Annotated in this window: 10 protein-coding genes; 8 read left to right on the forward strand and 2 right to left on the reverse strand. The window is 74.1% G+C overall.

Annotation, left to right across the window (positions count from 1 at the left end; translation table 11 throughout):
* Positions 1–17 precede the first annotated feature (17 nt).
* A complete protein-coding gene (locus ACZ6SQ_RS24330) occupies positions 18–683 on the reverse strand; it encodes a TetR/AcrR family transcriptional regulator (RefSeq protein ID WP_469565502.1) in 666 nt (221 codons plus the stop codon).
* 135 nt (positions 684–818) lie between these two features.
* On the opposite strand from ACZ6SQ_RS24330, the gene ACZ6SQ_RS24335 reads away from it, so the two are divergent.
* The 3 genes from ACZ6SQ_RS24335 to ACZ6SQ_RS24345 all read left to right on the forward strand — a co-directional run bounded on the left by ACZ6SQ_RS24335 (position 819) and on the right by ACZ6SQ_RS24345 (position 3,636).
* The gene (locus ACZ6SQ_RS24335) at positions 819–1,445 is read left to right on the forward strand and encodes an alpha-ketoglutarate-dependent dioxygenase AlkB (protein ID WP_469565504.1); all 627 of its coding nucleotides are present in this window, start codon (positions 819–821) and stop codon (positions 1,443–1,445) included.
* Between the two features lie 199 nt (positions 1,446–1,644).
* Positions 1,645–2,391, forward strand: coding sequence for an MBL fold metallo-hydrolase (locus ACZ6SQ_RS24340; RefSeq protein WP_469565506.1), 747 nt, complete (start codon positions 1,645–1,647; stop codon positions 2,389–2,391).
* Positions 2,392–2,400: 9 nt separating this feature from the next.
* Positions 2,401–3,636 carry a DUF4032 domain-containing protein gene (locus ACZ6SQ_RS24345; RefSeq protein WP_469565508.1) on the forward strand — a complete coding sequence of 412 codons (1,236 nt, stop codon included), beginning with the start codon at positions 2,401–2,403 and terminating at the stop codon, positions 3,634–3,636.
* A gap of 16 nt (positions 3,637–3,652) precedes the next feature.
* On the opposite strand, the gene ACZ6SQ_RS24350 is transcribed toward ACZ6SQ_RS24345, so the two are convergent.
* A complete protein-coding gene (locus tag ACZ6SQ_RS24350; RefSeq protein ID WP_469565510.1) occupies positions 3,653–4,522 on the reverse strand; it encodes a universal stress protein in 870 nt (289 codons plus the stop codon).
* A 61-nt stretch (positions 4,523–4,583) separates the two neighbouring features.
* Here ACZ6SQ_RS24350 and ACZ6SQ_RS24355 point away from each other — a divergent pair, with 61 nt between their 5' ends.
* The 5 genes from ACZ6SQ_RS24355 (at position 4,584) to ACZ6SQ_RS24375 (ending at position 11,673) form a co-directional block, all read left to right on the forward strand.
* A complete protein-coding gene (locus ACZ6SQ_RS24355) occupies positions 4,584–4,937 on the forward strand; it encodes a VOC family protein (protein ID WP_469565512.1) in 354 nt (117 codons plus the stop codon).
* Positions 4,938–5,047: 110 nt separating this feature from the next.
* Complete coding sequence (locus tag ACZ6SQ_RS24360) at positions 5,048–6,724, forward strand: NAD(P)/FAD-dependent oxidoreductase (protein WP_469565514.1); 1,677 nt, start codon at positions 5,048–5,050, stop codon at positions 6,722–6,724.
* On the forward strand, positions 6,721–8,277 hold the full coding sequence (locus tag ACZ6SQ_RS24365) for an ATP-binding protein (RefSeq protein WP_469565516.1): 1,557 nt from the start codon (positions 6,721–6,723) through the stop codon (positions 8,275–8,277). Before ACZ6SQ_RS24360 ends, ACZ6SQ_RS24365 begins: the two co-directional genes overlap by 4 nt.
* Entirely contained in the window at positions 8,267–8,626 is a 360-nt protein-coding gene (locus ACZ6SQ_RS24370; protein WP_469565518.1) for a UBP-type zinc finger domain-containing protein, read from the forward strand. The genes ACZ6SQ_RS24365 and ACZ6SQ_RS24370 overlap by 11 nt, the downstream gene beginning before the upstream one ends.
* 83 nt (positions 8,627–8,709) lie before the next feature.
* Positions 8,710–11,673, forward strand: coding sequence for a helix-turn-helix transcriptional regulator (locus ACZ6SQ_RS24375; protein WP_469565520.1), 2,964 nt, complete (start codon positions 8,710–8,712; stop codon positions 11,671–11,673).
* Positions 11,674–11,757: the final 84 nt, after the last annotated feature.

Below are 11,757 nucleotides of genomic sequence, written 5' to 3' on the forward strand. Positions count from 1 at the left end.
GTTCTCCGTTCCTTTCCTCAGTCGAGGCCGCCGCTGCCGTCCGTCAGCAGCGCGGTGAGCAGTTGCTTGAGCCAGCGGCGGGCGCCGTCGACGTCCTTGTCCAGCAGCAGTTGGACGGTGACCCCGTCGTACGCGGCGACCACCGCGTGGGCGGCGGAGTCCGTGTCGCCGAGTACGGCGGGCAGTTCGGTGTGGCCGCGCGCGCGGGCCAGCCGGTCGGCGATGGACCGCCGCAGGGTGGCCCGGTGTTCGAGCAGGGTCCGCGCGACGTCCGGGTCGCGGGCCGCGTGGACCAGGAAGTCGGTCTTCACCAGCAGCCAGTCCACGTCGAGCAGCAGCACCTCGGTGACCCGGTCGACGGACCGGTGGACGTCCAGGTCCGGGCCGTCGAGCGCGAGCGCGTCCGCGACCTGCCCGGCGATGAGGTCGGCGCGCTGCTGGTAGAGCGCGAAGAACAGTTCGTCGAGGCTGGAGAAGTTCGAGTAGAAGGCGCCCCGGCTGTATCCGGCGGCCTCGCAGACCTCCTCGATGGAGACCCGTCCGAACCCCTTGGCGGCGAACACGGTGAACGCGGCGTCGAGCAGGTTCGCGCGGGTGCGCACCCGCCGCTTGGTCACCCGCGCGGTGGTCGCCGCCTCCGCCGCGCGCCGCGTGGTCGGCCGGTCCGCCGGCTGCGTCGTCATCGTCCGCCCTTCATCGGATACGGGAATGTATCCGATACACCGGTGTATCGAAAGGGGTCCGCGCGCACCCGCTCACGACGCGCTGCACCCCCGCCGTTATGGAACAGATTTTCGAATAAGGAGTACGCTGGCTCCATGACCACGCACCTCCAGGGCTCCCTCTTCGACCAGACCGACCGGCTGGGACTCGCCCCGCTCGGCCGGCCGCGCCGTACGGAACTCGGCGCGGGCGCCTGGATCGACACGCTGCCCGGCTGGCTGAGCGGGTCCGACGCGCTGTTCGGACAGCTGGCGGAGGAAGTGCCCTGGCGGGCCGAGCGGCGCACGATGTACGACCATGTGGTCGACGTGCCGCGGCTGCTGGCGTACTACGGCGAGGACGATCCGCTCCCGCACCCGGTGCTCACCGAGGCCCGCGAGGCGCTGTCCCGGCACTACGCGCCGGAGCTGGGCGAGCCGTTCACGACGGCCGGGCTGTGCTACTACCGCGACGGCCGCGACAGCGTGGCCTGGCACGGCGACCGCATCGGGAAGGGCGCGCGGGAGGACACCATGGTCGCCATCCTCTCCGTCGGCGCACCGCGCGATCTGCTGCTGCGCCCCATGGGCGGCGGCGACACGGTGCGCAGGCCGCTCGGGCACGGGGACCTGATCGTGATGGGCGGCTCCTGCCAGCGGACCTGGGAGCACTGCGTACCGAAGTCGAGCCGTGCCACGGGGCCGCGCATCAGCGTCCAGTTCCGCCCGCACGGCGTGCGCTGAGGCGGCAGAGGCGGACGCCCCGGCGCACGCGGGGGCCGTCTCCGGCGGACGGTGCCGGAGACGGCCCCGCCCCGGCGCACGGCACATCTCCCCGGCCGCCCGGAGACGTGTCTCTCAGCTGCCGGAACCGCACCCCGAACACGCGGCCGATCTGCTTTGCTGTCCCCCGCCGGACCCCTCCTCACCACGCGGGACGAAGATGCGCGCCACTGTGCAGCAAGTCGCCGACGGCACCTACCTGGTGCACGGCAGCAACACCAACTGGGTGATCCTCGAGGAGGGCGACGCCGTCACCCTGGTCGACACCGGCTACCCGGGCGACCGGGAGCGGCTGCTGGACTCGCTCGCGCAGATCGGCAGCCGTCCCGAGGCGGTCGCGGCGGTGCTGATCACCCACGCCCACAACGATCATCTGGGCTCCGCCGAGCACCTGCGGGCCACCTACGGCACCCCGGTGTACATGGACGAGGCCGAAGTCCCGCACGCCCGCCGGGAGTTCCTGCACCAGGTCGGCGTCGGCACGGTCCTGGCCAACGGCTGGCGGCCCGGGGTGCTGCCCTGGGCCGTGCACGCGCTGCGCGTCGGCGGCACCGCCCATGTGCCCGTCGCCGCCCCCGAGGTCTTCCCCGGAGCGGGCCCCCTCGACCTGCCCGGCCGCCCGGTGCCCGTGCACACGCCCGGCCACACCCTGGGCCACACGGTGTTCCACCTGCCCGACCGGGGCGCGGTGCTCTCCGGGGACGCCCTGGCGACCGGCCACGCCACCTCGCGGCAGAAGGGCCCGCAGATGCTGCTCGACATGTTCCACCACGAGCGCGCCGGCGCCCTGGCCTCGCTGGAGACGATCGCGGGCCTGGACGCCGACCTGCTGCTGCCCGGCCACGGCCCCGTCCACCGCGGCTCCGTACCCACGGCCGCGCGCAGGGCGCGCGACCTGGCCGCTTAGGGTCGAGGCATGGCTCTGCACATCAGCGCGACCAACCCGGAGCACCCGGCCCTGCTGCTCGAGCTCCCCTGGCATCTGCCGCTGGAGGACTGGCCCGAGGAGTACCTCGTGCCGCTGCCGCGCGGTATCTCCCGGCACGTGGTGCGCTACGCGCGCGCCGGTGACGAGGTGATCGCGGTCAAGGAGCTCGCGGAGCGGCCCGCGCTGCGCGAGTACGAGCTGCTGTTCGACCTGGACCGGCTCGGCATCCCGGCGGTGGACGCGCTCGGCGTGGTCACCGGGCGCACCGACAAGGCCGACGAGCCGCTGGAGCCGGTGCTGATCACGCGCCACCTGGGCGGCTCGATGCCGTACCGCTCGATGTTCGAGACGACCATGCGCCCGGCCACCATGCACCGGCTGATGGACGCGCTCGCCGTCCTGCTGGTCCGGCTGCATCTCGCCGGGTTCGCCTGGGGCGACTGCTCTCTGTCGAACACCCTGTTCCGGCGCGACGCGGGTGCCTACGCCGCGTATCTGGTGGACGCCGAGACCGGCGAGCTGCACGCGCGGCTCAGCCCCGGCCAGCGTGACTACGACCTCGACCTCGCGCGGGTGAACATCAGCGGCGAACTGCTCGACCTGGAGGCGTCCGGGGCGCTGCACCCCTCGGTGGACCCGATCGAGTTCGGGCAGGAGATCTGCGACCGCTACGCCGGGCTGTGGAAGGAGCTCACCCGCGTCTCGGTCTACCCGGCGGGCAAGTACCACTACATCGAGCGCCGTATCCGCAGGCTCAACGACCTCGGCTTCGACGTGGCCGAGATGCAGATCGACCACTCCTCCAACGGCGACACGGTCACCTTCGTGCCCAAGGTCGTCGACGCCGGGCACCACCAGCGCCAGCTGCTGCGGCTGACCGGCCTGGACACCGAGGAGAACCAGGCGCGGCGGCTGCTGACCGACCTGGAGAGCTGGATGGCCACCCAGGACGACTACGCGCCCGGCGACCCCCTCGCGGCCCGTCCGGAGGTGCTGGCGCACCGCTGGGTGCGCGACGTGTTCCGGCCGACCGTGCGGGCCGTCCCGCTCGAACTGCGCGCGACCATGGACCCGGCGGAGATCTACCACCAGCTCCTGGAGCACCGCTGGTACCTGTCCGAGCGGGCCCAGCACGACATCGGGATCGACACGGCCGTCGAGGACTACGTGGCGAACATCCTGCCCACGGCCCGGGAGACGCTGGAGTCCCCCGGGCACGAGTGAGCGGCCCCGGGGCGCCTCAGGCGGGCGGGATCACCGCGACCGGGCAGCCCGCGTGGTGCAGGACGCCGTGGGCGACCGATCCGATGCGGGCGCCCACGGCGGTACGGCGGGCGCGGCGGCCCACCACCATCAGCTGGGCCCGGCGCGCCACCGACAGCAGCACCTGCCCGGCGCTGCCCATCTCGACGTGTTCGACGACATGCACGTCGGGGAAGCGCTCGCGCCAGGGCCTGAGTGCCTCGGCGAGCGCCTTCTTCTCGAACGGCTCCGGGCCGCCGGCGTCGTCGAGCAGTCGCATCGAGCCGGGGCTGTAGGCGAACACGGGCGGCAGCGTCCAGGCCCGTACCGCGCGCACGGTCGCCCCGCGGGCGGCGGCCGTCTCGAAGGCGAAGCCCAGAGCCGCGGCGCTGTCCTCGGCGCCGCCGTCCTGGCCGACGACGATCTCGTGCCCGGCGACCTCGTCGGACGCCTTGTCCCCGGCGCGCACCAGCACCACCGGGCGGGCGGCACCGGCGATCACCTGCTGGCCCACCGAGCCGAGCAGGAAGCCCAGCACCGCACCGTGCCCGCGCGAGCCGAGCACCAGCATCCCGGCGTCCGCGGCCGCGCCGACGAGCGTGTCGACCACGGGTCCCTCGACCGCGTCGGCCGTGACCTCCAGCCCGGCGTACCGCCCGGTGGCCCGGGAGACGGCCTCGGCCAGCGCCTCGCGCACCCAGCCGGCCTGCGCGTCCCGGTCCCCTCCGAGCGCCTCGTGCGACGCGTACTCCCATGCCTGTACGACCCGCAGCGGCCGCCCCCGCCGTACGGCTTCGCGAGCCGCCCAGCCGAGTGCCGCGAGGCTCTCCTCGGTCCCGTCGACGCCTGCCGTGATCGGCCCCGTCATTCCGGCCGCCTCCCTGTGTCCATGGCTCAGTTCCGGCCCCAGTCTTCACTACGCTGGCCCGATGGGTCTCGAGTGGGAGCAGGTGGTCGTGGACGCGGCAGATCCGGTCGCGCTGGGCCGGTGGTGGACGGCGGCGCTGGGCTGGGTGGTGCTGAACGACTCGGCGCGGGAGTACGAGATCCGGCCGGCCCCGGACCGGGTGCCGGGGCTGATCTTCGTACCCGTGCCGGAGGGCAAGGCCGTCAAGAACCGGCTGCACCTGGACTTCCGCCCCGACGACCAGGCCGCGGAGGTGGCCAGACTGCTCGCGCTGGGCGCCCGGCGCGCGGACGTCGGGCAGGGCGAGCAGCCCTGGGTGGTCCTCACGGACCCGGAGGGCAACGAGTTCTGCGTGTTGCGTGATCGCCGGACCTGACGGAGTCTCGCGCGCCCGAGCGAAGCGGGGCGAACGAACTTACGATGGCGGGAGCCGGCGCGGCGGCGGGGCACCGTGCGTCCGTCCGACCGCTCGGGGTGGGGAGAGGCATGGCACCGGTCGCCGAGACCGCGCGCACCGTCATCATGACCGTCGACGACGATCCCGGAGTGTCCCGCGCCGTCGCCCGTGATCTCAGACGCCGTTACGGGGCGTCGTACCGCGTCGTGCGCGCGGAGTCCGGCGAGTCCGCCCTGGACGCGCTGCGCGAGCTGAAGCTGCGCGGTGACCTGGTGGCGGTGATCCTGGCGGACTACCGCATGCCGCAGATGAACGGCATCGAGTTCCTGGAGCAGGCCCTGGACGTGTATCCGGGCGCCCGGCGGGTGCTGCTGACGGCGTACGCGGACACCGACGCGGCGATCGACGCGATCAACGTGGTCGACCTGGACCACTATCTCCTCAAGCCCTGGGACCCGCCCGAGGAGAAGCTCTACCCGGTCCTGGACGACCTGCTGGAGGCCTGGCGGACCAGCGACTTCCGGCCCGTGCCCAGCACCAAGGTCGTCGGGCACCGGTTCTCCGCGCGCTCCTCGGAGGTGCGCGAGTTCCTGGCCCGCAACCAGGTGCCCTACCGCTGGTACTCCGCGGACGAGCCGGAGGGGCGGCGGCTGCTGGCCGCGGCGGGCGCGGACGCGACGAGGCTGCCGCTGGTGGTCACCCCGGACGGCACCCCGCTGGTGGAGCCCGAGGCGCCCGAGCTGGCGGCGCAGGTGGGCCTGGCGACCACGCCGACGGCGGAGTTCTACGACCTGGTGGTGATCGGCGGCGGTCCGGCCGGGCTCGGCGCCGCGGTGTACGGGGCGTCGGAGGGGCTGCGCACCGTGCTGGTGGAGCGGTCGGCGACCGGCGGGCAGGCCGGGCAGAGCTCCCGGATCGAGAACTACCTCGGCTTCCCCGACGGGGTCTCCGGCGCGCAGCTCACCGACCGGGCGCGGCGGCAGGCGGCGAAGTTCGGCGCGGAGATCCTCACCGCCCGCGAGGTGACCGGTCTGGAGATCAACGGTGCGGCGCGGGTGGTGCGGTTCTCGGACGGCTCGGCCGTCGCCGCGCACAGCGTGATCCTGGCGACCGGGGTGTCGTACCGGCAGCTCGCGGCGCCCGGCGCACAGGACCTGACCGGCGCCGGGGTGTTCTACGGCTCCGCGCTGACCGAGGCGCCCGCCTGTCACGGGCACGACGTGTACATCGTCGGCGGCGCCAACTCGGCCGGGCAGGCGGCGATGTACCTGTCCAAGGGCGCCAAGTCGGTGACGCTGCTGGTGCGCGGGTCCTCGCTGTCGGCGTCGATGTCGCACTACCTGATCCAGCAGATCGGCGAGGCGCCCAACATCGAGGTACGGACGGGCACGGTCGTCGAGGCGGCGCACGGCGGCGAGCACCTGGAGCGGCTGACGCTGCGGGACACCGCGAGCGGGGAGACCGAGACGGTCGACGCGAGCTGGGTGTTCGTCTTCATCGGCGCCGCCCCGCGCACCGACTGGCTGGGCGACACGGTGCTGCGCGACGAGCGCGGGTTCATCCTCGCCGGGCCCGATCTGACGCCCGACGGGCGGCCGCCCGCGGGCTGGGAGCTGGACCGGCCGCCGTACCACCTGGAGACCAATGTGCCCGGCGTGTTCGTGGCGGGCGACGCGCGGGCGGAGTCCGCCAAGCGGGTCGCGTCCGCCGTGGGAGAGGGAGCCATGGCCGTGATGCTCGTCCACCGCTATCTGGAGCAGTCATGAGCGGACAGGTGATGCCGTGCAACACCCAGGAGATCGGCTCGCTGTTCCTGTTCGAGAAGCTGACGCCGGAGCAGCTCGGGAGGCTGTGCAGCGAGGGCCGGGTGGAGCTGTTCGATCCCGGACCGGTGTACGCCGAGGGTGATCACGCGACCTGCTTCTTCGTGATGATCGAGGGCACGTGCGTGCTGTACCGCCGGGTCGGCGACGACGACGTGGAGGTCGTGCGGACCTCGCAGCCCGGGGTGTACTCGGGCGCCATGCAGGCGTACATCGGCGACCGGGTGCGCCAGGTGTACAACAACACGATGCGGGTGACGGAGCCGACGCGGTTCTTCGTGCTGCCGGCCGACACGTTCGCCACCGTGATGCGGGAGTGGTTCCCGATGGCGGTGCATCTGCTGGAGGGGCTGTTCTTCGGGGCCAAGAACACCCAGCGGATGATCGGCCAGCGCGAACGGCTGCTGGCGCTCGGCTCGTTGTCGGCGGGGCTCACCCATGAGCTGAACAACCCGGCGGCGGCGGCCGTGCGGGCGACCTCGACGCTGCGCGAGCGGGTCGCCAAGATGCGCCACAAGCTCGCCCACATCTCCGCCGGGCCCTATCCGCCCGAGCAGCTCGCGGGTCTGATCGACATCCAGGAGCGCACCGCCGAACGCGTCGCCAAGGCACCCTCGCTCAGCCCGCTGGAGGCCGCCGACCGCGAGGACGAGATGTCCGACTGGCTGGACGAGCACGGCATCACGGAGGGCTGGCGGCTCGCGCCGACCTTCGTGCAGGCGGGTCTCGACGTGGACTGGCTGGACCAGGTGGCGGCCTCGGTGGACGCGGAGATCCTCCCGGCGGCCGTCGGCTGGCTGAACTACACGGTCGAGACCGAGCTGTTGATGGACGAGATCGAGGACTCCACGAACCGTATCTCCCAGCTGGTCGGCGCCGCCAAGCAGTACTCGCAGCTCGACCGCGCCCCGTACCAGAACGCCGATGTCCACGAACTCCTCGACAGCACCCTGCTGATGCTGTCCGGGAAGTTCGGCCCGCAGATCGAGGTGGTCAAGGAGTACGACCGGACGCTGCCGAGGGTCCCCGCGTACCCGGCGGAGCTGAACCAGGTGTGGACCAACCTGATCGACAACGCGGTCGGCGCGATGAACTCGGGCGGCGGCGAAGGCACGTTGACCGTGCGGACCGTACTCGACCACGACCGGCTGATGGTGGAGTTCCGGGACACCGGGCCCGGGGTGCCGGCGGAGATCCGCGACCGGATCTTCGACCCGTTCTTCACCACCAAACCGGTCGGCGAGGGCACCGGGCTCGGTCTGGACATCTCCTGGCGGATCGTGGTCAACAAGCACCACGGCAGTCTGCGGGTCGAGTCCGTGCCGGGTGACACCCGCTTCCAGGTCCTGCTTCCGCTGACCGCCGCGGACGGGGAGACCGCCCAGGCCGCGCGGTCCGCCGAGGCCGCCCAGGCGGACGAGGCCGCCGCGGTCGTCCAGGCCGTCGAGGCCGCCGCGGACCACGCCACTTCCGAGGAGCCGGCGCATGAGCACTGACGACGCGACCGACGGCATCGACCTCGGTGTCCCGCCCAGCGGCACCGGGTGCGTGGAGTGCGAGGCGGTGGGCGGCTGGTGGTTCCATCTGCGGCGCTGCGCCCGATGCGGGCACATCGGCTGCTGCGACGACTCCCCCGCGAAGCACGCCACCGCGCACTACCGGGAGACCGGCCATCCGCTGATCCGCTCCTACGAGCCCGGCGAGGAGTGGTTCTGGGACTTCACCGCAGGCGAGCTGTACGCGTCCGGGCCCGATCTCGCCCCGCCGGTCAGCCACCCCGCCGACCAGCCCGTGCCCGGTCCGGCGGGACGCGTCCCGGCGAACTGGGCGGACACCCTGCGCTGACCGGCCGGCCCAGGTCCGCCGCCCACGGCGGCGGACCTGGGCGAACGGGTGGGGCTGTCCGTGGCACGTGCCAGGATGGGGACGTGTCGAACAGCTCTTTCACCGTGTCTCCCCTGGTCGGGCGGGAAGAGGAACTCGCCCGGCTCGCCGGGGTGCTGGAGCGTGCCCGGGGCGGTGAGGCGCGGGCCGTGCTGCTGGCCGGGGACGCGGGGGTGGGCAAGACCCGGTTGCTGGACGAGGCCGCCGCGCGGGCCGTGCGCGACGGCGTGACCGTGCTGACCGGGCACTGCGTCGACCTCGGCGACGTGGGCCTGCCGTATCTGCCGTTCACCGAGGTGCTGGGCGCCGTCGCCGCCGAGGAGCGGTTCGCGCCCGTGCTCGCCGCGCGTCCCGAGGTGGGCCGGCTGCTCGGCGGCGGCGCGGACAGCGCCCTGGACATGAGCGGGCGGCTGCGGCTGTTCGAGGACATGGCGGGGCTGCTCACCGACCTCGCGGACCTCGGCCCGCTGCTGCTCGTCCTCGAGGACCTGCACTGGGCCGACCAGTCCTCCCGGGACCTGCTGAGATTCCTGCTCAGCCGTGGGGTGCTCCAGCGGCCCGCGGGCGGCGTGCCGGGGGGACGGGTCGCCGTGCTGGCCTCGTACCGCGCGGACGATCTGCACCGCAGGCATCCGCTGCGCCCGCTGCTGGCGGAGCTGGTGCGGCTGCCGTCCGTGGAGCGGCTGGAGCTGCGGCCGATGGACGACGCCGAGGTGGCCCGGCTGGTGCGGGTCCTCCACGACGACGGGCCCCGGGCCCTGCCCGAGGCGACGGTCCGCCGGATCGTCGAGCGCGCCGAGGGCAACGCCTTCTACGCCCAGGAACTCCTCGCGGCGACCGACCCGGGCGCGGGCGGGGTGCCGGACGCGCTCGCCGACGTCCTGCTGATCCGCTTCGAGCAGGTGTCGGACACCGCGCAGCAGGTGCTGCGCACGGCCGCCGTGGCCGGGCGCCGGGTCGGGCACGACCTGCTGAAGGACGCGGTCGGACTGCCGGAGGAGGCGCTGGAGACGGCGCTGCGGGAGGCCGTCGAGCGACGCCTGCTGGTCTCGGGCGACGGCGACACGTACTCCTTCCGGCACGCCCTCGCGCGCGAGGCGGTGTACGCGGACCTGCTGCCGGGCGAACGGGCGCGGCTGCACGGGGCGTTCGCCCGCCTGCTGGCCGGCCGCGGCGGCGCCGGGACGGCGGCCGAGCGGGCCCACCACTACCGCGAGAGCCACGACCTGCCGGAGGCCCTCGCCGCGTCCCTGGAGGCCGCCGACCACGCCCAGCGGCTGGGCGCGCCGGCCGAGGAGCTGCGCCATCTGGAGGCCGCACTGGACCTGTGGGCGTCGGTGCCGGCCGAGGCACGGCCCGCGGGCGGGCCCGGCGACCGGATCGCGCTGACCCTGCGGGCCTCGGCGGCGGCCGCGCACGCCGGGGAGTCGCACCGCGCGGTCTCGCTCACCCGGGCCGCGCTGGCCGGGGTCGGCGAGGACGCCGACTCGGAGCTGGCGGCCCGGGTCCGCTACACCCTCGCGGGCAATCTGCTCGACGTCGACAGCCTCACCGCCGCCTACGCCTACAGCAGCGAGGCGCTGGCGCTGATCCCGGCCGACCCGCCGTCGCCGACCTGGGTGTGGGCGGCGGCCACGCATGTGCTGGCGGCCCGGCAGGTCGGGGAGCCGGAGACCGCGCTGAAGGTGGCGCGCCAGGCGCTGGCCGTCGCCGAGGAGCTCGGTCTCACCGACGCGCGGGCCGATCTGCTGATCTCGCTGGCCGCCCTGGAGGGCCGCAGCACCTCGGCGGGCCGGGACGGGCTGCGTCAGGCCAGGGAGCTGGTCCGTGGCACGGGCAACGCCCCGGTGGAGATGCGCGCCCTGTACCACCTCGCCATCGGCGCGTTCGAGGCGGGCGAGCTGGAGGGCGCCCTGCCCTGGCTGGTGGAGGGGCTGGACCGGGCGCGCGGGGCGGGACTGCTGTCCTCGCTGTATCCGCTGGAGATGCGGTATCTGCGGCTGCTGACGCTGTACATGCTGGGCCGCTGGGACGAGTGCGAGCGGGCGGCGGAGCAGGACGCCGACGCGCTGCCCGCGGCCGGGGCGTTCGCCACGGGGCCCGTGCTGTACGTGCGGCTGGCCCGGGGCGACGCCGGGGCCGAGGAGCGGGCCGAGGAGCTGCTGCGCGGGCGGTTCGACTGGATGGGCGCTCTGGTCGCGGGGATCGTGGCGACGGACGCGGCGGCCGGGAGCGGTGACGCCGGGCGCGCCGTCGCCCGGATGCGGTCGGCGGTCGAGGCCCTCACGGACGAGACGGGCGCCGTACCCGACGTCACCGTCCGGCTGGCCGCGCTCGCCCTCGCCGCGGTCGCCGACGCCGCCGTGGAGCGCAGGGCGGCCGGTGCCGAGGCGGAGGCCGGGCGCTGGGCCGACACCGCGAAGGAGCTGGTCGGGCTGGCCAGGACCAGTGCCGGGCTGAGCTCGAAGGGGCTTCCGCAGGGGCCGGAGGGGCTGGCGTGGCTGGCCCGCGCCGAGGCGGAGGCGGTCCGGGCGGCGCGCGGTCCCGAGCCGGCCGTCTGGGAGGCGGCCGTCGCCGCGTTCGACTACGGCGATGTCTACGAACGGGCCCGCTGCCGGCTGCGGTTCGCCGAGGCGCTGCTCGTGGCCGACCGCCGCGAGGAGGCCGCCGCCGAGGCGAGGGCGGCCCGGGAGACCGCCGTCCGGCTCAGGGCGACACCTCTGCTGGAGCGGGTCGACGCCCTGCTGCGGCGGGGCCGGCTGGCCGCTCCGGCCTCCGACGGCGGGCGGAGCGCCCGGCTGACGGCGCGTGAGCAGGACGTCCTGCGGCTGCTCTCGCTGGGGCGCAGCAACCGTCAGATCGGCGAGGAGCTGTTCATCACCGGCAAGACGGCCAGCGTCCATGTCTCCAACATCCTGGCCAAGCTCGGCGCCACGAGCCGTACGGAGGCGGTGGCGATCGCCTACCGGGAGGGGCTGATCCCCCGGGAGCCGTCGGCCCCCGGCTGAGCGGCCGGGCCGGTACGGCTGAGGGCGCCCCGGACGGTCGTGCTCCGGGGCGCCCCTGGTGTCGGCCGGTCCGGCGTCAGCGCC

Source organism: Streptomyces sp. NPDC048600, assembly GCF_055587025.1.